Here is a 21,916-nt window from a genome sequence, read left to right on the forward strand (position 1 = left end):
GCGCTTAGCCCTGTTGTTGCAGGAAGGCGTCGATTTCAGTGCGCCACGGCACTGAGGGCTGCGCGCCCGGACGCGTTACCGCAATCGCGGCGGCGGCATGGGCGAAACGCACGGCATCGTGCATTGGCACACCTTCCAGACGTGCGGTAATAAACGCTCCGTTGAAGGTATCGCCAGCCGCGATAGTATCGATGGCCTGCACGCTGAAGCCCGGAATACGCACGCCGTTGCCTTGCTCACTCAGCCACACACCGCGACGACCTAGCGTAATTAACACGGTAGCAATACCTTTGGCATGCAATGCCGCAGCAGCACGCGCGGCATCTTCATCGCTCTTCACCGCAATGCCGGTGAGAATTTCTGCTTCGGTTTCATTTGGCGTGATGATGTCGATAAGCGCGAGCAGCTCATCAGAGAGCGCGGTGGCCGGAGCGGGATTCAGGATCACTTGCGTCTGCTGCGCGCGAGCAATCTTCGCGGCGGCCAGAACGCTTTCCAGCGGAGATTCCAGCTGCATCAGCAACGCATCGGCATCGGCAATCACTTGCTGATGCTGCGCAACGCGAGCTGGCGTCAGCGCGGCATTGGCACCGGAATAGATGCCGATATTATTTTCGCCTTCGCCATTCACGAAGATCATCGCTACACCGGTCGATTCATCAGCGACGGTTTCAACGGGTGCGGTATCAATACGGTCTTGCTGCAACTGCTGACGAATGCGCTCGCCGATATCATCAGCGCCGACGCAGGCAATAAAGGCAATGTCTGCACCAGCACGACCCGCAGCCACCGCCTGATTGGCCCCTTTGCCGCCAAAGGCAATTTGGTACTGTTTCCCGATCACCGTTTCGCCCGGACGTGGAAAGTGGGCGAGGTTAAGGATGTGATCGGCATTGATGCTGCCGAGAACGGCCAGTTTTGCGCTTGTGGTCATTGGGATTCATCCAGAAAGATGCGCCACCAGGACGGTGGCGCGTTGCCCTGCTTTTCTTTACTTATTATTTGGTAACCAGCTTCAGGTCAACCGGATTAACCGCCTGCACCTTCTCGCCTTTCAATACTTTATCGGCAGTCTGCACGCCAATCACACCAATCTTGTCTGGCATCTGAGCCACAGTGGCGGTCAGTTTACCTGATTCGACAGCTTTCACACCGTCAGCGGTGCCGTCAAAGCCCACCACCAGCACGTCGGTTTTCCCGGCAGTTTGCAGCGCACGCAGCGCGCCCAGCGCCATTTCATCGTTCTGAGCGAAGACGGCCTGCACATCCGGATGTCCCTGCAGCAGGTTCTGCATTACGTTCAGACCTTTAGTACGGTCGAAGTCAGCAGGCTGGCTCGCCAGGATGTTGAATTTGTGCGCATCAGCCGCTTGTTTAAAGCCTTCGCCACGCTCGCGCGCCGCAGACGTACCGGCAATGCCTTGCAGTTCAATAATTTTCGCGCCATCACCCAGTTTTTTGGCGATGAAGTCACCGGCCATTTTGCCGCCGAAACGGTTGTCAGAAGCCACGTGGCTCACTACGGTGCCCTGTGCTGCCACGCGGTCCAGCGTGATCACCGGAATATTCGCCTGGTTTGCCATCTTAACGGCGTTACCCACCGCATCAGAATCGGTTGGGTTGATCAGCAGCAGCTTGGTGCCGCGCACCGTCAGATCCTGCACGTTCGCCAGCTCTTTCGCCGGGTTGTTCTGCGAATCCAGCACCACGAGGTTATAACCCAGTTGGTCAGCTTCTTTCTGTGCGCCATCTTTCAGAGACACAAAGAACGGATTATTCAGGGTTGAAACCACCAGAGCAATGGTGTCCTTTGCCATCGCGCCAGCACTGAGGGTGGCGCCAAGAATGACGGCCAATGCAGTTAACTTTTTCATTTTTAAATCCTGTGTGAAGGTCAGAGTTATTTACTGCTTTTGTTATCCACCAGCACCGCTAGCAGAATGACGACGGCTTTAACAATCATTTGGTAGTAAGACGATACGCCCATCAGATTCAGGCCGTTGTTCAGGAAACCGAGGATCAACGCACCAATCAGCGTGCCCATGATGCGACCTTTGCCGCCCGCCAGGCTGGTACCACCCAGCACCACCGCCGCGATCGCATCCAGTTCATAACCGGTGCCCGCGGTAGGTTGTGCGGAAGAGAGACGCGCCACCTCGATGGTGCCCGCCAATGCCGCCAGCAGGCCGCACAGCGAATAAACGATGATTTTGACGCGATTAACGTTGATGCCTGACAAACGTGTAGCCGCTTCGTTGCCACCCAACGCATAGATGTAACGGCCAAGGCGCGTGTGATGCAGCATGTACCACGCCAACCCAAACACCGCGACCATCAGCCACACCGGCGTTGGGATGCCCAGCGGACGACCAATACCGAACCAGCCAAACAGATCGGCGTTATCGTTGAAGCCGGTATTGATCGGGCTGCCGTTGGTGTAAACCATGGTGACGCCGCGCAGCAGCAACATCATCACCAGCGTGGCGATGAAAGCCTGTACCTTGCCGCGCGCCACAATCACGCCGGTAATACCGCCAATTGCCGCTCCCAGCGCCAGCGAAGCCGCAACGGCCACCAGCGCATTCACTTCTAATCCGACAATCGATGCCGCCACCGCGCCGGTCAGCGCCAGCAGCGATCCCACGGACAGATCAATGCCCGAAGTCAGAATCACCAGCGTCATGCCGACCGCCATAATGGCGTTGACCGAGGTCTGCTGCAGAATGTTGAACATGTTGGCCAGCGTGAAGAAGTTCGGGCTCTGGCTGGCAACCACGGCGATCAGCACGATCAATGCAATCAGTGATTTCTGCTCCAGCAGCCAGGCTTTGCTGAACCAGCGACGGCTGGCGGGTAAGGTTTGGGTGCTCATACAACTAACTCCTCGCTGTGTTGCTTACCGACTGCCGCCGCCATCAGGGATTCCTGGGTAGCTTGCTCACGGGAAAATTCGCCACTCAGATGGCCTTCATGCATCACCACGATGCGGTCGCTCATGCCCAGCACTTCGGGCATTTCCGACGACACCAAAATGATGCTCAGCCCTTCGGCTTTAAACTGGTTAATTAACTGATAAATTTCTTTCTTTGCCCCGACATCGACGCCGCGCGTTGGCTCATCAAGAATCAACACATCAGGGCGCGTCATCAGGCCGCGCGCAATCGCCACTTTTTGCTGATTACCGCCGGAAAGCAGGCCAATTGGCTGCTCCATTGAAGGGGTTTTGACGTTGAACAGGCGGATAAAATCGCCCACCGCCAGCTGCTCGTCGCTGTGTCTCAGGTTGCCCGCGCCGGTGCTGAAATAGCGCAGCGCGGTCAGCGACATGTTCTCTTTCACCGACATGCCCAACACCAAACCATCGCGCTTACGATCTTCGGAGATATAAACGATGCCGTTCGCCAATCCGTCTTGCGGGGAGCGGGTGGTGATTTCGCGGCCATTCAGCGTGACTTTACCTTTACTGCGCGGCAGCGCGCCGTACAGCACTTTCATCAGTTCGGTACGTCCCGCGCCCATCAGGCCCGACACGCCAAGGATTTCCCCTTTGCGCAGCGTAAAGCTGACGTCATCAACGCCCGGACCGCTGAGGTTTTCAACTTTTAAGCGGATCTCACCCGGCTGTTGATCGATACGCGGATATTGATCTTCCAGCTTGCGGCCGACCATCATCTCGATCAGGCTCTCTTCGCTGAGATCGCACACCGCACGCTCGGCAATAAACTGCCCATCGCGGAACACGGTGACGTCATCGCAAATCTCGAAGATCTCTTTCATGCGGTGCGAGATATAGACGATGCCGCAGCCCTGCGCTTTCAGTTCGTTGATGACGCGGAACAGCGACAGCGTTTCGGTATCGGTCAGCGCATCGGTCGGTTCATCCATAATGATGACTTTCGACTCGAAGCTGAGCACTTTGGCGATCTCCACCATCTGCTGATCGCCAATCGACAAATCGCCCACCAGCTTGTGGCTGTTGAAGCGCAGATTGAGGCGCTTTAATAGCGCATCCGCCTCGGCGTACATCTTTTTCCATTCGATGCGGCCAAAGCGGTTAACAAATTCGCGGCCAAGGAAGATATTCTCGGCGACGGTCAATTGCGGAATCAGGTTAAGTTCCTGATGGATAATGCCAATACCCGCTTCCTGCGACGCTTTCGGGCCAGAGAACGCCACATCCTTACCGAGCCACTGCATAGAACCGGCATCCATGCTGTATATGCCGGTCAGCACTTTCATCATGGTGGATTTGCCCGCGCCGTTTTCGCCCACCAGCGCCATTGCGCGTCCCGCATAAACGGCGAGCGATGCGCCATTCAGCGCTTTAACGCCAGGAAACGACTTTTCAATCCCTTTGAGTTGCAATAACGGTTGCATAGCGGCCTCAGAAGGTCACGCCGGCGCTCAGGATGACATTCGCATACGGAGAACACTCTCCGCTGCGAATGACCGCCTGACTACGCTGCGTTTGTTGTTTGAATTGTTCATGGCTGGTGTAACGGATGGTGATGATATTTCCCTGGTGCTGTTGCAAGGCTTCGAGCACGGCGAGCAGTGCGCTATGGAGCTGCGGATTGTGCTGCTTAATCTCCTCCGCCATCAGGGCGCTTTCGACCTGCATCTCCTGCGTGACAACCTCAACCACCTGTAAAAATTCGGGCGTACCCGGCGTTAACGCCAGATCGATGCGCTGTGGACCAGCCGGAATCGGCAAGCCTGCATCTGCAATCGTCAGCGTATCGGTGTGCCCCAGGCGAGCAATCACATGAGAGACTTCAGCGTTTAACAAGCGACCTTTTTTCATTTATTCCACTCCACAGCGAAACGTTTCGCTGATCGGGAGTGTATAAAATGCGCACGGCAACTCAATGGCGGCATCACGGAAATGTGATCGCCATCGAAACGTTTCGCTTGTGCCAGAGAGAATTTGAGTTTGGTGGGATGTTGGAGCCGCTGCTGCGGCCCCGAAGCAGGGATTAAGGCAGTTTACGTACCTGTTTCACGTCCAGTTCGATGGAGTTGAAATCTTTATCCAGTTCGCCGGTCAGTTCAACCTGATCCTTCGGCGTGATGGTCAAACCGTTCCAGCGTTTATGATCGATCTCGACCTTCATGGTGCCGGTGGCATCACGGAACTGATAATCCTCATCACCGATTTGCTTCTCAAGCGTACCGCGCACGGTGATCCAGCTATCGTCCTTCATCTCTTCGGCCTGTTTCACCGTGACAACGCTGGTGTTATCGGCTTTGAAACCACCAGACTTCACCTGCGTGGAGGGTGCATTCGGATCAACAAAGCCACCTTGTTGAGCGGCAAGAACCGGCGTGGCGGCCAGAGCGATGATAGCTAACAGGGCTGCAGATTTTTTCATATGTCACCTCTTTTCCATGAATGTGTTGGTTTACGGGAGCTATTTCACCACAAGGTTCTTAACAGGATCTTAAGAGAATCCGTTGAGCTAACATTCATGAAAAATAGTCTATTTGCTGGGACTTTCGCTGTACAAGAGTGATTGTGCTTCGTATAACTCCGCTTAACAGAAGGAGAGTTGATGCGCATTTTACTGATTGAAGATGACACGCTGATTGGCGACGGTTTGAAAGTCGGGTTGACCAAACTCGGTTTCAGCGTGGATTGGTTTGTCTCCGGCGAAGCCGGATTTCAGGCGTTGGCGGCCGCGCCCTGGGACGCGGTGGTGCTGGATCTATCGCTGCCAGAACGCGATGGTCTGGATATCCTGCGTCAGTGGCGCCAGCAAGGACAGGATGTGCCGGTGCTGATTCTTACCGCGCGCGATGCGCTCGATCAGCGCGTGCAAGGATTGCAGCTCGGCGCTGACGATTACCTGTGCAAGCCGTTTGCATTAACAGAAGTGGCGGCACGCTTGCAGGCGTTGATCCGTCGCCGTCACGGCCAACTGCAGCCAGAACTCAAACACGGCAAAGTGGTGATGGCGCCCGGCAGCCACAGCGTGCAGTGCGATGGCGAAGCCGTCAGCCTGAAGAGCCGCGAACTGGCGCTACTGGAGCTGTTTCTGCGCAATCCTGGCCGCGTGCTGACGCGCAGTCAGCTGGAAGAAAAGCTCTACAGCTGGGATGAAGATGTCTCCAGCAATGCGGTGGAAGTGCACATTCATCATCTGCGCAAGAAACTCGGCAGCCAGTTTATTCGTACCGTACACGGCGTCGGTTATACGCTGGGAGCGGCGGAATGAGTCTGTTTCTGCGCCTCGCCATCGGCTTTGTGCTGCTGATTATGCTGTGCGGCGGCCTGGCCAGCCTCAGCTCCTGGCACCAAACCCGCGATACGGTAGACGAGCTATTTGATACTCAGCAAATGCTGTTCGCCAAACGTTTAATTACGCTCGATCCCACCTCGCTCCAGGACGAAAAACTGCCTAAAACCAAGTCGATCCTGCGTCATCATCGTGGCGATCAGGATGACGATGCGCTGGCGTTTGCCATCTTCAGCGCTGACGGCCAGCCGCTGCTCAATGACGGCGAAAATGGGCGTGATTTACAGTTTGATTACCAACGTGATGGCTTTACCGATGGCCGCCTGCGCGGCGACAAAGATAGCTGGCGCTTGGTGTGGCTCACCTCTGCGGATAAGCGTTATCGCGTGGTGGTTGGGCAAGAGTGGGAATACCGCGAAGATATGACGCGCGATCTGGCACTCAGCAGCCTGCTGCCGTGGCTGATCGCCATGCCCTTTATGCTGCTGTTACTGCTGGCGCTGGTGTGGTTCGAGCTGCGCCCATTGAAACGCCTTACGCTTTCACTGCACCAGCGTGCGCCGGATGATGCCACGCCATTACCTGAAACGCGCCTGCCTAAAGAAGTGAAGCCGCTGGTGGTGGCGCTCAACGGCTTGTTCAGCCGTATGGCGCATCTGGTGCAGCGCGAACGTCGCTTTACCTCCGATGCCGCCCATGAACTGCGCAGCCCGCTGGCGGCGCTGCGCGTGCAGAGCGAAGTGATTCAGCTGGCCGATGATGATGAAGCGATGCGTAAACGGGCGATTCAGCAGCTGGACAGCGGCATTGTGCGCGCCACGCGTTTGGTGGATCAGCTCTTAACGCTGTCACGCGTGGAAGCTGACGATCTGCGCAGCGAGTTTCAGCCGGTGGCGCTGGCGCCGCTGCTGCAAAACCTGCTGGCGGAGCACTTCCCGCAGGCGGAACAACAAAACACCGCTTTGCAGTTCACCAGCCACGCCGAACCGGTGATGAACGGTCATCCGCTGTTGCTGGGATTGATGGTGCGGAACCTGCTGGATAACGCGCTGCGCTATTCGCCGTCGGGCAGCACTATTGATGTGCAGCTCAACGTTCGCGCCATTACCGTTGATGATAACGGGCCGGGCGTCAGCGATGAGCAGTTGGCAAGGTTGGGTGAACGCTTCTGGCGACCGCCGGGACAGGCACAAACCGGCAGCGGATTGGGGCTTTCCATCGTGAAGAATATTGCCCAGCTGCACGGCATTCGCTTGCAGTTCAGCCAGCGCGCCAGCGGAGGATTGCGCGTCACCTTGAGTTGGTGAATGCCCACGTTTTCGTAGGGTGCGCATTCATGCGCACCAGGTCGCCATAAATGGCGACCCTACAAAGGATTACTCCATTCATGGCGACTTCAAACAACGTTAAATCTCGACCTGGGTTCCCAGCTCGATCACGCGGTTCGGTGGGATTTCAAACTGATCCGGCGCGCGCAGCGCGTTGCGTTGCAGCGCGAGGAACAGCTTGCCGCGCAGGCGCAGATACCACGGACGATCGCCGATAATCAGCGATTCATGCGACATAAAGAAGGAGGTTTCCATCATGCGGCAGTTTAGGCCTTCAAGACCGCAGCGGTGGAAAATCTCCTCAACGTTTGGCGTTTCGCGCCAGCCATAGCTTGCCACCACGCGCCAGAAGGTCGGCGATAACTGTTCAATGGTCACACGACGCACATTGTGCACGTAAGGCGCATCTTCCGTACGCAGCGTTAGCAGCACCACGCGCTCATGCAACACTTTGTTGTGCTTGAGGTTATGCAGCATGGCAAACGGAATCACGTTCAGCGCCCGCGACATATACACTGCGGTGCCCGGCACGCGTACCGGCGGCGATTTCTCCAGCGACGCAATCATCGCTTCGAGGGAATTGCCGTGCTCATGCATACGACGCAGCAGGCGGAAACGCTCGCTTTTCCAGGTGGTCATGATGATGAACATCATCAACGCCAGCGTCAGCGGCAGCCAACCACCGGAGAACACCTTGATCAGGTTGGCGGAGAACAGCGACACGTCGATGATCAACATGGCAATCAGAATCAACACCACCAGATAGCGGTTCCAGTGCCAGTTTTGAATCGCCACGGTTGAACAGAGAATGGCGGTCAGCACCATGGTGCCGGTTACCGCAATGCCGTACGCCGCCGCCAGATTGCTGGAGTGCTCGAAGCCGACAATCACAATCACCACCGAGAAATAGAGCAGCCAGTTAATCACTGGAATATAGATCTGCCCGGACTCCTCTTCTGAAGTGTGCACAATGCGCATCGGTGGCAAATAGCCGAGACGCACCGCCTGACGCGTTAATGAGAACACGCCGGAAATCACCGCCTGCGACGCAATCACCGTGGCTAAGGTCGCAAGAATCAACATCGGGATCAGCATCCAATCCGGCGCGAGCAGGAAGAACGGGTTTTTGATCGCTTCGGGATGTTTGAGCAGCAGCGCGCCCTGACCAAAGTAGTTGAGCACCAGCGAAGGCAGCACCACGATGAACCAGGCGAGACGAATCGGGAATTTACCGAAGTGGCCCATATCGGCATACAGCGCTTCTACGCCGGTAATCGCCAGCACCACCGCGCCCAGCGCGAAGAAGGATACGGTTTTATATTGGATGAAGAAGTGCACCGCCCAATACGGGTTCATCGCATGCAGGACGTCAGGATTGTCGATAATGCTGCGCGCGCCCAGTACCGCCAGCACCAAAAACCACAGCAGCATCACCGGCGCGAACAGCTTGCCGACGATACCGGTGCCGTGTTTTTGGATGACAAACAGCAAAGTCAGCACTGCAATCGCCAACGGCACGATGTAGGCATCAAGACTTGGCGCGGCAATTTCCAGACCTTCAATCGCCGATAACACCGAAACCGCCGGCGTAATCACCACTTCCCCGTAGAAGAAACTGCCGCCAATCAGTCCCATGATCACCAGAATTGCCGTGGCTCTGGCACCGGTATGGCGTCCGGCCAGCGACATCAGCGTTAAAATCCCGCCTTCACCGGCGTTATCCGCGCGCATTACGTAGCTGATGTACTTCAGCGACACCACCAGAATCAGCAGCCAGAAGATCAGCGACAGGAAGCCAAATACCGCTTCGCGCTCTACGCCAAATCCAAACTGACCAGAGAGACATTCACGCAATGTATAGAGCGGGCTGGTACCGATATCGCCATACACCACGCCAATTGCCGCCAGCGTGACTGCCCCAAGGGACTGTTTCTTATCCGAGCTCATAAGTTGTCTTTTGTTGGAGCCGGAGGCACTTGCCTTCCGCTCAAGCCATCAAAAAGCGCACAGTATGCACATATTCCCAAAAAAACCTACTCTTACAAAGTGTCACCATCGCGTTGGTGACGCGGTTTTTCGCCGAAAATAGCGCCAAAAAACCGTTGGAAGCGGCGAGTTCTCTCGCATCAACCTTCTGAAACAAAAAAGCTGACGGCTATCAACGCAATTGCGCATGATAATCAGTAGAGTATTGCGCTCGCCAGAATATGACGGCACCAGGATCAAAAGGATAATGATGTGATTATGGCTCAACCCCATCTTTTGGCAGAAAGAATTTCTCGCCTGAGCAACGCTCTGGAAAAAGGGCTGTATGAACGCCATCATGCGATCCGCCTCTGTTTGCTGGCAGCCTTAAGTGGCGAAAGCGTGTTTCTGCTCGGGCCGCCGGGCATCGCCAAGAGTCTGATTGCCCGCCGATTAAAATACGCCTTCCAGCACGCCCGCGCTTTTGAATACCTGATGACCCGTTTTTCCACCCCGGAAGAGGTGTTTGGCCCGCTGTCGATTCAGGCACTGAAAGATGAAGGGCGGTATCAGCGTCTCACCAAAGGCTATCTGCCGGATGCCGAAATTGTCTTCCTCGACGAAATCTGGAAAGCCGGCCCGGCGATTCTGAATACCTTGCTGACCGCCATCAACGAACGCCGTTTCCGTAATGGCGACAGCGAAGAAAAAATCCCGATGCGCTTGCTGGTTACCGCTTCCAACGAACTGCCAGAAGCCGATAGCGGACTGGAAGCGCTTTATGACCGCATGTTGATTCGTCTGTGGCTGGATAACGTGCATGAGAAGCAGAACTTCCGCAGCATGCTCACCCACCAGCAGGATGAAAACGACAATCCGGTGGCGGAATCACTGCGCATCAGCGATGAAGAGTATGAACAGTGGCAGAAAGGCATCAGCCAGGTCAGTTTGCCGGATCACGTGTTTGAACTGATCTATCAGCTACGTCAGCAGTTAGAAACGCTGCCGGACGCGCCGTACATTTCCGATCGTCGCTGGAAGAAAGCCATTCACCTGTTGCAGGCCAGCGCCTTTTATAGCGGTCGCGTGACTATCGCGCCCATCGACTTAGTACTGCTGAAAGATTGCCTGTGGCATGACGTGGCATCGATGAAAATGCTGGATCGCGAAATCGATACGCTGATGTCGCAACATGCGTGGCAGCAACAAGCGCTGTTGCATAAGCTGCAGCAGATCAAAGGCCGCCGTCTGGCGCTGCAACAGCAGCAAAGCGTGGCGCAAGCGCTGACGCTGGAGAAACACAGCGGCATGTTCAGCCGCAAACCGCATTACGAATTACCCGCCGCCATTACCGATGAGCAGCTGACGCTGATGCTGCAACAGCCGTTAATGCTGCACGACATGCAGGTGACGCACATTCTGATTGGCCGTGAAGCACTGGATCAGTGGCTGCTGAAGGGCGGTGAAATTCGCGGCAAGCTGAACGGCATCGGCTTTGGGCAAACGCTGGATATGCTGGTGGATACCCATCATTGTCTGACGCTGCGCGATGTTAGCCTGCAATCCACGCGTCTGACGCTGCCGGGCGCCAGCAGCAGCAGCGAGATGCCGCAGGAGATCGCCGATGAATATGACGCGCTGGAAACCCAGTTGCGCGCGCAGCGCACGCTGTTCAGCCAGCATCAGCGCTGCCTGTTCATTAGCGATGACTGGCTGGCACGCATTGAAACCAGCCTGCAGGATGTCGCGGAACAGCTGAAACAGGCGAGAAAATGATCTCACTGGAGACGCTGAGTGCGCTGCTGTCGATTGGCGAAACCGAGTTAATCGAAGAGCTGATTATCGCGCTGCTCGCCTCGCCGCAGCTGGCGCTGTTCTTTGAGAAGTTTCCCCGCCTGAAGCAAGCCATGATGCGCGATCTGCCACGCTGGCGATCGGAGATCGCCGAGCAGATCAAAGTCACGCCGGTGCCAGAAGCGCTGGCGCAGGAGTTTCAGCTGTTTCAGCAGATGCAGCTGCTCAGCACGCAACATTTCACCCAGCAGTTACCCAACATCATGACGCAGCTGAAAAGCCTGCCGTCGCCGTTCATCGAAGAAGCCAGCAAACTGCTGCTGAATGCCGAAAGCGACCAGCTCAGCAACGCGCAACACACGCTGTTCCTGCAACGCTGGCGTCTCAGCCTGACGCTGCAAACGCTAACGCTGAATGAAACCATTCTCGAAGAGCAGCGCGAACGCTTGATGGCCGAGCTGCAACAGCGCATGGCGATCAGCGGTCAGCTGGCGCCAATCCTTACCGATGATGATGAAGCCGCCGCCGGACGCCTGTGGGATTTGAGCAAAGCGCCGCTGCAGCACGGCGATTACGAACTCATCGTGCAGTACGGCGATTTCCTTGCCCAGCAGCCGGAGCTGATGAAGCTGGCGCAGCAGTTGGGTCGCAGCCGCGAAGCTAAATCGGTGCCGTCGCAGGATGCGCCGCTGGAGGAGTTTCACCAGCTGGTGCGCGAACCGGATAACGTGCCGGAAGAGGTCAGCGGCATTCATCAAAGCGATGATGTGCTGCGTCTGTTGCCACCTGAATTGGCGGCATTGAGCATCAGCGAGTTAGAGCTGGAGTTTTATCGGCGCTTAGTTGAAAAACGCTTGCTGACTTATCGTCTGCAGGGCGATGCGTGGCATGAAAAAGTCACCATGAGTCCGGTCAGCCACCAGCAGCATGAAGAGCAACCGCGCGGCCCGTTTATCGTCTGCGTTGATACGTCCGGTTCGATGGGCGGTTTCAACGAACGCTGCGCCAAAGCCTTTTGCCTGGCGCTGCTGAAAGTGGCGCTGGCGGATAAGCGCCGCTGCTACATCATGCTGTTCGCTCATGAAGTGATCGGCTATGAGCTCACCGCCGACAACGGCATTGAGCAGGCGATCCGTTTCCTCAGCCAGCGTTTTCGCGGCGGCACCGATCTCGCGGCCTGCCTTGCGGCGGTGGTGAAACGCATGGAAGGCAGCGCCTGGCAGGAAGCGGATGCGGTGATCGTCTCTGACTTTATTGCCCAACGTTTGCCGGACGACATCGTCAGCACCATTAAGCAGCGTCAGCGCCAACATCAACAGCGTTTCCATGCGGTGGCGATGTCCCTGCATGGCAAACCCGGCATCCTGCGCATCTTCGATCACATCTGGCGCTTCGATACCGGCCTGAAAAGCCGTCTGCTGCGCCGCTGGCAGCGCTAATTCATCTGACGGAAATGCTAATTTGCTATATTGATAAGTTCGAGCACATAGCAAACTGGAGCACCTTGTGACGACCGCCCAACTTCCCGCACCAACCCGCACGCTAAAACTTTCCGGCCAAAACTCCGAACAAAAAAGGGCCGAGCTGCTGGCGTACTTCACCCAAACCTGGGAACTGTATGAAAGCCTGTTTGATTGCCTGGCGGACGAGCGCGCCTGGTTTAACAAAGCCATTTCGCTGCGCCATCCGCTGATCTTCTATTTTGGCCACACCGCGACCTTCTACATTAATAAGCTGATGGCGGGCCGCTATCTCGATCAACGCGTTGACGATCGCATCGAAGCGATGATGGCGATCGGCGTGGATGAGATGAGTTGGGACGATCTCAACGACAGCCATTACGATTGGCCTAGCATCGCAGAGGTGCGCGACTATCGTGGCAAAGTGAAAAGCCTGGTGAGTGAGTTTATTCGCACCCTGCCGCTGGAACTGCCAATCGGCTGGGACAGCCCGGCGTGGGTGGTGTTGATGGGCATTGAGCACGAGCGTATTCATCTGGAAACCTCCAGCGTGCTGATGCGCCAGTTGCCGATTGAATGGGTCAAGCCTCAGCCGCACTGGCCGGTTTGTCCGCAGGCGCGTCACGATCGTCAATCGGTACCGGAAAATTCTTTGATCGCGATGCCCGGCGGCCGCGTGCAGCAGGGCAAAACCGACGACACTTATGGCTGGGATAACGAATACGGCAGTCAGCAGACCGAACTTAAACCGTTCAAGGCCAGCAAAATGCTGGTCAGCAATGCCGAGTTTTATCGCTTCATTGCTGCGGACGGTTATAACCATCGACGCTGGTGGGATGACGAAGGTTGGGGCTGGCGTGAATTCTCCGGTGCACAGATGCCGACATTCTGGGTTGGTGACGAAAAGCTGCCCGATCAGCTAAAACTGCGCGTACTGGCCGAAGAAGTGGCGATGCCGTGGGATTGGCCAGCGGAAGTGAACCAACTGGAAGCCGCCGCGTTCTGTCGCTGGTTGGCCGAAGAGACCGGTAAATCTATTCAGCTTCCCTGCGAGGCCGAATGGGCGCAGCTGCGTGAGCAGGTTGGCGGCGATCAGCCGGATTGGACTGAAGCGCCGGGCAATATCAATCTGGCATATTGGGCCTCCTCCAGCCCGGTCGACCGTTTCGCGCAGGGTGAGTTTTACGACATCGTCGGCAATGTCTGGCAATGGACCACGACGCCAACCAACGGTTTCGAAGGCTTTATGGTGCATCCGTTGTACGACGATTTCTCCACGCCGACCTTTGATGGCAAACATGCGCTGATCAAAGGTGGCAGCTGGATTTCCACCGGCAACGAAGCGCTGAAATCTGCGCGCTACGCTTTCCGTCGTCACTTCTTCCAGCACGCCGGTTTCCGCTATGTGGTTTCTTCCCATGAAGAGAGCATGGCGCTCAATCCTTATGAAACTGACAGCATGGTGTCGCAGTATCTCGATTTCCAATACGGGCCGAGCTACTACAACGTGCCTAACTACGCGGCGGCGCTGGTGGAAAAACTGCTGCCGCACTGTACTGCGCGCGGTCAGGCGCTGGACATCGGCTGCGCCACCGGGCGGGCCAGTTTTGAACTGGCGCGACACTTCGACGCGGTAACCGGCATGGATTACTCGGCGCGCTTTATTGATGTTGCGCTGCAGCTGACCTCCGGTGAGGATTTCCGCTATGTAGTGCCAGAAGAAGGCGAGCTGGTGGAGTATCGTCAGGTGCGGCTGAAAGAGTTTGGTCTCGAAGCAGAACAGGCGCAGCGCATTCAATTTGTGCAGGGCGATGCCTGTAACCTGAAGTCGCAGCCGGATCGTTACGATCTGGTTCTGGCCTCTAACCTGATTGATCGTCTGCGTCAGCCAAAGCGATTCCTGCAGGATATTACCCCGATGATCCGCGCCGGCGGTTTGCTGGTGCTGTCATCGCCGTATACCTGGCTGGAAGATTTCACGCCCAAAGAGAACTGGCTGGGCGGTGTGCGCGAAAATGGCGAAGCGCTGACCACCTATCAGGCGCTGCAGCGTCTTTTGCGTGATGCCTTCGATGAAGTGGCACCGCCGCAGGATGTGCCATTTGTCATCCGCGAAACGGCGCGCAAATTCCAGCACACGCAGGCGCAAGTGACCTTCTGGCGTAAGCGCTAAAAAGCATGCAGACAACGGCCAGCCTGTTGTCTGCACCTTGCCTGCACCGCTAATTTGCTGCACATTCTCCTCTATTCATAGAAGAAGAACTTAACGAGGATGGACAATGGCGGAACACCTTCAGCTGGATAACCTGGATCGCGGCATTCTCAATGCGCTGCTGCAGAATGCGCGCACCGCCTATGCCGAGCTCGCCAAACAGTTCAACGTCAGCCCCGGCACCATTCATGTGCGGGTGGAGAAGATGCGTCAGGCGGGCATTATTTTGGGCACGCGCGTGGAGATCGATCCGCGTCAGCTTGGCTTCGATGTGTGCTGCTTTATCGGCATTATCCTCAAAAGCGCGCGCGATTATCCGGCGGCGCTGAGCAAACTCGATGCGCTGGATGAAGTGGTTGAAGCCTGGTACACCACCGGTCACTACAGCATCTTTATCAAAGTGATGTGCCGATCGATCGATGCCTTGCAACAGGTATTGATCAACAAGATCCAGACCATCGACGAAATCCAATCCACCGAAACCCTGATCTCACTGCAAAACCCGATCATGCGCACCATTAAGCCGTGATCCCTCTCTAAGCTGTGCACAAACTTATCCCCGGCAGATCGCGCGTATGGCGCGACTTGTCGCCTGATGCTTTCATCTATTAACCCTGTTTTCCACAGGTGGATCACGGCTTGATCACAGCGTACAATGCTCGCCTTTAGTGCGGGAGAGCATCATGGCCGATATTACGTTAATCAGTGGAAGTACCCTTGGCAGCGCCGAATATGTTGCTGAACATCTGGAAGAAAAACTGCAGGAAGCGGGCTTCTCAACCGAGGTGCTGCATGGCCCAGAGCTGGATGAGCTGCAACCGGAAGGCATCTGGCTGATTGTTACCTCCACGCACGGTGCCGGTGAACTGCCTGATAATTTGCTTCCTTTATATGATGCACTGCAAGAGACAAAACCGGACCTCTCGGGCTTACGTTATGGTGCAGTAGGCATCGGAAACCATGAATACGATCTTTTCTGCGGCGCGATCAAGCTGCTGGAAGAGCAATTGAACCAGTTGGGCGCCAAACGCATTGGCGATCGCCTGGAGATCGACGTGCTGGAGCATGAGATCCCGGAAGACGCGGCTGAAGTGTGGGTCGCCACATGGAAAACGCAGATTTAAAACGATCTTCGATGGCTGGGGATCGGGAAAATAGAATGATCCCTAGTTGATTGCGCTGTTTTTTCACTTTAAACACACGATCGACTGTGGATAACATGGCCTGTTTCATGCGTATAACCAGTAGTTATCCAAAGAACAACTGCTGTTTCTTTTTTAGGCTGTGCATAAGTGGCTATTTTGATCCCAGCTTATACGGATCAGGATCACCGATCATTCACAGCTAATGATCCTCTCTAATCTGCTGTTAAGCCTGCGCTTTTCGGGGTTATCAACAGCAAGGTGCGATCCTAATAGTAGATCTAACAGAGAGATCATATAAAAGACTTAAGATCCTTTCTTTTAAACCTCAGGATCCCGCGACTTTCGCCGCCGACATTATTTCAGTAGAATCCACCGCCCAGGGCAACGATCCCTGTCCGAAACACTAACGAGGACCCACTTCATGTTTTATCCAGATCCTTTTGACGTCATCGTAATCGGTGGTGGTCATGCGGGCACAGAGGCCGCGATGGCCGCAGCCCGAATGGGTCAGCAAACCCTGTTACTCACCCATAACATTGATACGCTTGGACAAATGTCCTGTAACCCCGCGATCGGTGGCATCGGGAAAGGACATCTGGTGAAGGAAGTGGATGCCTTAGGCGGTTTGATGGCCACGGCAATTGACCAGGCAGGTATCCAGTTTAGGATACTAAACGCGAGCAAAGGCCCCGCCGTTCGTGCCACTCGTGCTCAAGCTGACCGTGTACTGTATCGCCAGGCGGTACGCACTGCGCTGGAGAACCAACCGAACCTGATGATCTTCCAGCAGGCGGTTGACGATCTGATTGTGGAAAACGATCGTGTCGTCGGTGCGGTAACGCAAATGGGCTTGAAGTTCCGCGCTAAAACCGTGGTGCTGACCGTTGGAACCTTCCTCGATGGCAAAATCCACATTGGCCTGGATAACTACAGCGGAGGCCGTGCAGGCGATCCGCCATCAATCCCATTGGCAAAACGCCTGCGTGCACTGCCGCTGCGCGTAAACCGTCTGAAAACCGGTACGCCGCCACGTATCGACGCACGCTCGATTGATTTTTCGGTGCTGACACCGCAGCACGGTGATAATCCGATGCCGGTGTTCTCGTTCATGGGCAAGGTTTCACAGCATCCACAACAAGTGCCGTGCTGGATCACCTACACCAACGAACAGACGCATGACGTGATCCGCAATAACCTCGATCGCAGCCCGATGTATGCCGGGATCATCGAAGGTATTGGTCCACGTTACTGTCCGTCGATCGAAGACAAAGTGATGCGCTTTGCCGATCGTAACGCGCACCAGATCTTCCTGGAGCCGGAAGGCCTGACCAGCAACGAGATCTACCCGAATGGTATCTCCACCAGCCTGCCGTTTGACGTACAGATGCAGATCGTACGTTCGATGAAAGGACTGGAAAACGCGAAAATCATCCGTCCGGGTTATGCCATCGAGTATGACTTCTTCGATCCACGCGATCTTAAACCGACGCTGGAGAGCAAATTTATCCACGGCCTGTTCTTTGCCGGCCAGATCAACGGCACCACCGGCTACGAAGAAGCGGCAGCGCAAGGTTTGCTGGCTGGTCTGAACGCAGCACGCGCTTCCGCCGACAAAGAGGGCTGGGCGCCACGCCGCGATCAAGCTTATCTCGGTGTGCTGGTCGACGATCTCTGCACACTGGGCACGAAAGAGCCGTATCGTATGTTTACATCGCGCGCGGAGTATCGCTTGATGCTGCGTGAAGATAACGCCGACCTGCGTTTGACCGAAGCCGGTCGCGAACTCGGTCTGGTTGATGATGCCCGCTGGGCGCGCTACAACCAGAAACTGGAAGCGATTGAGCAGGAGCGTCAACGTCTGCGCGATCTGTGGGTGCATCCGAAATCGGATAACGTGGCTGAAGTGAACGCGGTGATCAGCGCGCCGCTTACCAAAGAAGCCAGCGGTGAAGATCTGCTGCGTCGTCCAGAGATGACCTATCCGCTGCTGACGTCACTCGCCAGCTACGGTCCGGCACTGCCTGATGAGCAAGCTGCTGAGCAGGTGGAGATTCAGGTGAAATACGAAGGTTACATTGCGCGTCAGCAGGAAGAGATCGATCGCCAGTTGCGGAATGAAAACACCTTGTTGCCTGTTGAGCTCGACTATCGTCAGGTGAATGGCTTGTCGAATGAAGTGATCGCCAAACTCAACGATCACAAACCGACGTCCATCGGCCAGGCTTCGCGTATTTCGGGTATCACGCCTGCGGCAATTTCAATTCTGCTGATTTACCTGAAAAAACAGGGCCTGCTGCGTAAAAGCGCCTGATAGACTTTGGGGTGAGGCAACTCGCCCCCGTTAATGGAATTCTCGTCGTGATCAACAAACTCTCCTCGCTGCTGAATGCGGCAAACATTTCCCTTACCGATCAACAAAAACAGCAGTTGGTTGGCTATGTAGAGTTGCTGCATAAGTGGAATAAGGCCTATAACCTGACATCGGTGCGCGATCCGCAGCAGATGCTGGTGCGCCATATTCTCGACAGCGTGGTGGTTGAGCCACATCTGCAGGGCGAACGCTTTATTGATGTGGGCACCGGTCCGGGCTTACCGGGTATTCCGCTGGCCATTGTGCGCCCGCAATCGCATTTCACCTTGCTGGATAGCCTCGGCAAACGCGTGCGTTTCCTGCGACAGGTACAACATGAGTTAGGACTTACTAACGTCACGCCAGTGCAGAGCCGCGTTGAAGAGTTCCCGTCTGAGCCGCCATTCGATGGTGTTATCAGCCGTGCATTTGCTTCACTAGAAGATATGCTGAACTGGTGTCATCATCTGCCGAGCCCTGAAGGTCGCTTTTATGCCCTGAAAGGCGTGCGTCCGGATGATGAGATTTCTGCATTACCGGCGGGCTTTACGGTAGAGAAAATTCAACCGCTGCAGGTACCCGAACTGGATGGTGAACGTCATCTGGTGGTGATTACCCGCCAATAGCCTTTTAAACGATATGGATTTGAGCCAGTTCATGCCGTTTGCCTTAGTCTTTTCCCTGAACGAAAAAGCAGCGATTGAACACTTTTAGGTAAAAGCTTTTATTTAGCAGGGCAGGGCGAGCGAGTTAACATCTCCGACGGAAATTATCCGAAAAGCTCTGTTACATTTAACGAACATTTCACATTTCATTATCACTTAGATCACTTTATTGCGTGTATTTACCCAACCAAATAATCACTGGGGAAAATATAACTTTGCAATAAATTGGCGTGCGTAATATCAGTTTTGCGTTTTTATTGCAGCGCATGATGTCAATAGAGTGTTTTTCTCGAAAATCGTAGTCCAACACCTAATAAATAAATTTAATGCACTGATTTATAGATGCTTTAGTCGAATTTGAAATCGTATAAATCTTAACTGGTACAAATTCAGTCAGGCATTCCTTGTTTATTATGTGATCTAAAGCACGCTTTAAAAGCAAGTCGATCGGGCATTTTCAGCATTTAAGTCAGACATTGCCTAATGACGATGTTTTGAAAAATAGCCCTTCAGAAAGAAATTTAAATAATTGTTCACCTTTTCGCTACTTACCGATTGAAATCGCAGGTGGCGCCCGTATAATTTGCACGGCTTTTGCTGCTTGACTCAAATGAGTAAAGGCAGTCTTATACGACACGCGACATACCCCGTTCGGGGCAGGAGAGTTCAGCGTCATGTCAGTGTCTCTTTACAGTGTGAAATTAGCCCGGGCCGTGCTGATCATTCAGCTGGTGACCTTTGTCATCATCGGTGCGCTCTTTACCCTGAAAGAGGTTACCTGGGGCGCCTCCGCCTTCGCGGGTGGAGTGGCAGCCTGGCTGCCGAACGTGTTGTTTATGTTTTTGGCCTGGCGCCTGCAGGATCAAACGCCTGCGAAAGGACGTGTTGCCTGGAGCTTCGCCCTCGGTGAAGTGTTGAAGGTGTTCACAACCGTCATTTTCCTCGCGGTGGCGTTGGGTGTGTTTGGAGCGGTCTTCTGGCCACTCGCAATCACGTGGTTATCGGTGCTGGTGGTGCAGATCGTCGCTCCGGCTGTAATTAACAACAAAGGGTAAGAGGCATCATGGCTGCTGGAGAAATCTCTACTCCGCAAGAATACATAGGTCACCACCTGAATAACCTTCAGTTGGACCTGCGTACTTTCGAGTTGGTGAATCCGCACGACGCTCCCGCGACGTTCTGGGTATTAAATATCGATTCCATGTTTTTCTCTGTGGTGCTGGGACTGATTTTCCTGGTGTTGTTCCGTAAAGTGGCGAAAAGCGCTACCAGCGGTGTTCCAGGGAAATTACAAGCGGCTATCGAACTGGTTGTCGGCTTCGTTGATAACAACGTGCGCGACATGTACCACGGTAAAAGCAAACTTATCGCCCCGCTGGCTCTGACGATTTTCGTCTGGGTCTTCCTGATGAACTTCATGGATCTGCTGCCTATCGATTTGCTGCCGTTTATCGGCGAGCACTATTTAGGCCTGCCGGCGCTGCGCGTCGTGCCGTCTGCAGACGTGAACATCACGCTGTCTATGGCGCTGGGCGTATTTATTTTGATTCTGTTCTACAGCATCAAAATGAAAGGCATTGGCGGCTTCACCAAAGAGTTGACGCTGCAGCCTTTTAATCACCCGATCTTCATCCCCATTAACCTGATTCTTGAAGGTGTTAGCCTGCTGTCCAAGCCTGTTTCACTGGGTCTGCGACTGTTCGGTAACATGTATGCGGGTGAGTTGATCTTTATCCTGATTGCCGGCTTGCTGCCGTGGTGGTCGCAGTGGTTGTTGAATGTGCCTTGGGCCATTTTCCACATCCTGATCATTTCGCTGCAGGCTTTCATTTTCATGGTCCTCACGATCGTCTATCTGTCGATGGCATCTGAAGAACATTGATTTTTATCTCAACACTTAAGCTTTTAACTGAAACAAACTGGAGACTGTCATGGAAAACCTGAATATGGATCTGCTGTACATGGCTGCCGCTGTGATGATGGGCCTGGCGGCAATCGGTGCTGCGATCGGTATCGGCATCCTCGGAGGTAAATTCCTGGAAGGCGCCGCGCGTCAACCGGATCTGATCCCTCTGCTGCGTACGCAGTTCTTTGTTGTAATGGGTCTGGTGGATGCAATCCCGATGATCGCTGTAGGTCTGGGTCTCTACGTGATGTTTGCTGTCGCTTAAACCTGGTAGCCTTGTTCACTCATGGCACCTGGTGTGATGAGGGACGGATTCTGCCGTTTATCTCTGATAGCGGCAGAGCAAGTTAACTTAATAAGAGGCATTGTGCTGTGAACATTAATGCAACAATCCTCGGCCAGGCCATCGCGTTCATTCTGTTTGTCGCGTTCTGCATGAAGTACGTATGGCCGCCGATTATGGCTGCCATCGAAAAGCGCCAGAAAGAAATTGCTGAAGGCCTTGCTTCTGCTGAGCGCGCGAAGAAAGATTTAGATCTCGCGCAGGCCAATGCGACCGACCAGCTGAAAAAAGCGAAAGAAGACGCTCAGGTCATTATCGAGCAGGCGAACAAACGCCGTGCCCAGATTCTGGACGAAGCGAAAACCGAAGCTGAGACTGAACGTAACCGCATCGTGGCACAGGCGCAGGCAGAAATTGATGCCGAGCGTTCGCGTGCCCGTGAAGAGCTGCGTAAGCAAGTCGCGTTGCTGGCATTAGCTGGCGCCGAGAAAATCATCGAACGTTCCGTGGATGAAGCTGCTAACAGCGACATCGTTGATAAACTGGTCGCTGAACTGTAAGGAGGGAGGGGC

General features: G+C 54.8%; 20 protein-coding genes. 13 read left to right on the forward strand and 7 right to left on the reverse strand.

Features of this window, described 5'->3' with window-relative positions; genetic code table 11:
- Positions 1 to 4: 4 nt before the first annotated feature.
- From rbsK to VIJ98_RS19825, 6 genes are all read right to left on the reverse strand, one after another.
- The gene (gene rbsK, locus VIJ98_RS19800; RefSeq protein WP_323275648.1) at positions 5 to 934 is read right to left on the reverse strand and encodes a ribokinase; all 930 of its coding nucleotides are present in this window, start codon (positions 932 to 934) and stop codon (positions 5 to 7) included.
- Between the two features lie 64 nt (positions 935 to 998).
- Positions 999 to 1,874, reverse strand: coding sequence for a ribose ABC transporter substrate-binding protein RbsB (gene rbsB / locus VIJ98_RS19805; RefSeq protein WP_008106759.1), 876 nt, complete (start codon positions 1,872 to 1,874; stop codon positions 999 to 1,001).
- Positions 1,875 to 1,900: 26 nt separating this feature from the next.
- The gene (gene rbsC / locus VIJ98_RS19810; RefSeq protein ID WP_008106756.1) at positions 1,901 to 2,872 is read right to left on the reverse strand and encodes a ribose ABC transporter permease; all 972 of its coding nucleotides are present in this window, start codon (positions 2,870 to 2,872) and stop codon (positions 1,901 to 1,903) included.
- Entirely contained in the window at positions 2,869 to 4,377 is a 1,509-nt protein-coding gene (gene rbsA, locus VIJ98_RS19815) for a ribose ABC transporter ATP-binding protein RbsA (protein WP_154194989.1), read from the reverse strand. The genes rbsC and rbsA overlap by 4 nt, the downstream gene beginning before the upstream one ends.
- 7 nt (positions 4,378 to 4,384) lie before the next feature.
- A complete protein-coding gene (gene rbsD, locus VIJ98_RS19820) occupies positions 4,385 to 4,804 on the reverse strand; it encodes a D-ribose pyranase (protein ID WP_323275650.1) in 420 nt (139 codons plus the stop codon).
- 172 nt (positions 4,805 to 4,976) lie between these two features.
- Positions 4,977 to 5,372 carry a YgiW/YdeI family stress tolerance OB fold protein gene (locus VIJ98_RS19825; protein WP_323275652.1) on the reverse strand — a complete coding sequence of 132 codons (396 nt, stop codon included), beginning with the start codon at positions 5,370 to 5,372 and terminating at the stop codon, positions 4,977 to 4,979.
- Between the two features lie 180 nt (positions 5,373 to 5,552).
- On the opposite strand from VIJ98_RS19825, the gene qseB reads away from it, so the two are divergent.
- Together qseB and qseC are read left to right on the forward strand one after the other, a co-directional pair.
- Positions 5,553 to 6,215: a quorum sensing response regulator transcription factor QseB gene (gene qseB, locus VIJ98_RS19830; RefSeq protein WP_323275654.1), complete on the forward strand. Its 663-nt coding sequence runs from the start codon at positions 5,553 to 5,555 to the stop codon at positions 6,213 to 6,215.
- Positions 6,212 to 7,543, forward strand: coding sequence for a quorum sensing histidine kinase QseC (gene qseC, locus VIJ98_RS19835; RefSeq protein WP_323275656.1), 1,332 nt, complete (start codon positions 6,212 to 6,214; stop codon positions 7,541 to 7,543). Before qseB ends, qseC begins: the two co-directional genes overlap by 4 nt.
- A 99-nt stretch (positions 7,544 to 7,642) precedes the next feature.
- Here qseC and kup read toward each other — a convergent pair whose 3' ends face one another.
- Positions 7,643 to 9,511 (reverse strand): low affinity potassium transporter Kup, encoded by a 1,869-nt coding sequence (gene kup / locus VIJ98_RS19840; RefSeq protein ID WP_008106742.1) that lies wholly within the window; start codon positions 9,509 to 9,511, stop codon positions 7,643 to 7,645.
- Between the two features lie 297 nt (positions 9,512 to 9,808).
- Between kup and ravA the strand changes: the two genes are divergently transcribed.
- The 11 genes from ravA (at position 9,809) to atpF (ending at position 21,904) form a co-directional block, all read left to right on the forward strand.
- Complete coding sequence (gene ravA / locus VIJ98_RS19845) at positions 9,809 to 11,305, forward strand: ATPase RavA (RefSeq protein WP_154194995.1); 1,497 nt, start codon at positions 9,809 to 9,811, stop codon at positions 11,303 to 11,305.
- Positions 11,302 to 12,762 carry an ATPase RavA stimulator ViaA gene (viaA, locus tag VIJ98_RS19850; RefSeq protein WP_154156963.1) on the forward strand — a complete coding sequence of 487 codons (1,461 nt, stop codon included), beginning with the start codon at positions 11,302 to 11,304 and terminating at the stop codon, positions 12,760 to 12,762. The genes ravA and viaA overlap by 4 nt, the downstream gene beginning before the upstream one ends.
- Before the next feature lie 67 nt (positions 12,763 to 12,829).
- A complete protein-coding gene (ovoA, locus tag VIJ98_RS19855; protein ID WP_323275659.1) occupies positions 12,830 to 14,956 on the forward strand; it encodes a 5-histidylcysteine sulfoxide synthase in 2,127 nt (708 codons plus the stop codon).
- Positions 14,957 to 15,062: 106 nt separating this feature from the next.
- Positions 15,063 to 15,524: a transcriptional regulator AsnC gene (gene asnC, locus VIJ98_RS19860; protein WP_008106733.1), complete on the forward strand. Its 462-nt coding sequence runs from the start codon at positions 15,063 to 15,065 to the stop codon at positions 15,522 to 15,524.
- 154 nt (positions 15,525 to 15,678) lie between these two features.
- The gene (mioC, locus tag VIJ98_RS19865; RefSeq protein WP_323275662.1) at positions 15,679 to 16,119 is read left to right on the forward strand and encodes an FMN-binding protein MioC; all 441 of its coding nucleotides are present in this window, start codon (positions 15,679 to 15,681) and stop codon (positions 16,117 to 16,119) included.
- 442 nt (positions 16,120 to 16,561) lie between these two features.
- Positions 16,562 to 18,451: a tRNA uridine-5-carboxymethylaminomethyl(34) synthesis enzyme MnmG gene (gene mnmG / locus VIJ98_RS19870; RefSeq protein WP_176973320.1), complete on the forward strand. Its 1,890-nt coding sequence runs from the start codon at positions 16,562 to 16,564 to the stop codon at positions 18,449 to 18,451.
- A gap of 47 nt (positions 18,452 to 18,498) precedes the next feature.
- On the forward strand, positions 18,499 to 19,116 hold the full coding sequence (gene rsmG, locus VIJ98_RS19875; RefSeq protein WP_008106727.1) for a 16S rRNA (guanine(527)-N(7))-methyltransferase RsmG: 618 nt from the start codon (positions 18,499 to 18,501) through the stop codon (positions 19,114 to 19,116).
- A gap of 713 nt (positions 19,117 to 19,829) precedes the next feature.
- On the forward strand, positions 19,830 to 20,210 hold the full coding sequence (gene atpI, locus VIJ98_RS19880) for a F0F1 ATP synthase subunit I (protein ID WP_008106725.1): 381 nt from the start codon (positions 19,830 to 19,832) through the stop codon (positions 20,208 to 20,210).
- An 8-nt stretch (positions 20,211 to 20,218) separates the two neighbouring features.
- On the forward strand, positions 20,219 to 21,037 hold the full coding sequence (gene atpB, locus VIJ98_RS19885; protein WP_007893608.1) for a F0F1 ATP synthase subunit A: 819 nt from the start codon (positions 20,219 to 20,221) through the stop codon (positions 21,035 to 21,037).
- Positions 21,038 to 21,086: 49 nt separating this feature from the next.
- The gene (atpE, locus tag VIJ98_RS19890; RefSeq protein ID WP_003849523.1) at positions 21,087 to 21,326 is read left to right on the forward strand and encodes a F0F1 ATP synthase subunit C; all 240 of its coding nucleotides are present in this window, start codon (positions 21,087 to 21,089) and stop codon (positions 21,324 to 21,326) included.
- 107 nt (positions 21,327 to 21,433) lie between these two features.
- Positions 21,434 to 21,904: a F0F1 ATP synthase subunit B gene (gene atpF / locus VIJ98_RS19895; protein ID WP_007893603.1), complete on the forward strand. Its 471-nt coding sequence runs from the start codon at positions 21,434 to 21,436 to the stop codon at positions 21,902 to 21,904.
- The last annotated feature ends 12 nt before the right edge of the window (positions 21,905 to 21,916 follow it).

It is taken from the genome of Pantoea sp. S18, from assembly GCF_045689705.1.
Taxonomy (GTDB): domain Bacteria; phylum Pseudomonadota; class Gammaproteobacteria; order Enterobacterales; family Enterobacteriaceae; genus Pantoea; species Pantoea symbiotica.

Coding starts and splice junctions, on each gene's coding strand:
- atpB (WP_007893608.1), top strand. CDS start 20,219: ATGGCTGCTGGAGAAATCTCTACTCCGCAAGAATACATAGGTCACCAC.
- qseC (WP_323275656.1), top strand. CDS start 6,212: ATGAGTCTGTTTCTGCGCCTCGCCATCGGCTTTGTGCTGCTGATTATG.
- rbsC (WP_008106756.1), bottom strand. CDS start 2,872: ATGAGCACCCAAACCTTACCCGCCAGCCGTCGCTGGTTCAGCAAAGCC.
- asnC (WP_008106733.1), top strand. CDS start 15,063: ATGGCGGAACACCTTCAGCTGGATAACCTGGATCGCGGCATTCTCAAT.
- rbsA (WP_154194989.1), bottom strand. CDS start 4,377: ATGCAACCGTTATTGCAACTCAAAGGGATTGAAAAGTCGTTTCCTGGC.
- VIJ98_RS19825 (WP_323275652.1), bottom strand. CDS start 5,372: ATGAAAAAATCTGCAGCCCTGTTAGCTATCATCGCTCTGGCCGCCACG.
- qseB (WP_323275654.1), top strand. CDS start 5,553: ATGCGCATTTTACTGATTGAAGATGACACGCTGATTGGCGACGGTTTG.
- rbsB (WP_008106759.1), bottom strand. CDS start 1,874: ATGAAAAAGTTAACTGCATTGGCCGTCATTCTTGGCGCCACCCTCAGT.
- atpI (WP_008106725.1), top strand. CDS start 19,830: ATGTCAGTGTCTCTTTACAGTGTGAAATTAGCCCGGGCCGTGCTGATC.
- mioC (WP_323275662.1), top strand. CDS start 15,679: ATGGCCGATATTACGTTAATCAGTGGAAGTACCCTTGGCAGCGCCGAA.
- mnmG (WP_176973320.1), top strand. CDS start 16,562: ATGTTTTATCCAGATCCTTTTGACGTCATCGTAATCGGTGGTGGTCAT.
- ravA (WP_154194995.1), top strand. CDS start 9,809: ATGGCTCAACCCCATCTTTTGGCAGAAAGAATTTCTCGCCTGAGCAAC.
- rbsD (WP_323275650.1), bottom strand. CDS start 4,804: ATGAAAAAAGGTCGCTTGTTAAACGCTGAAGTCTCTCATGTGATTGCT.
- viaA (WP_154156963.1), top strand. CDS start 11,302: ATGATCTCACTGGAGACGCTGAGTGCGCTGCTGTCGATTGGCGAAACC.
- atpE (WP_003849523.1), top strand. CDS start 21,087: ATGGAAAACCTGAATATGGATCTGCTGTACATGGCTGCCGCTGTGATG.
- rbsK (WP_323275648.1), bottom strand. CDS start 934: ATGACCACAAGCGCAAAACTGGCCGTTCTCGGCAGCATCAATGCCGAT.
- kup (WP_008106742.1), bottom strand. CDS start 9,511: ATGAGCTCGGATAAGAAACAGTCCCTTGGGGCAGTCACGCTGGCGGCA.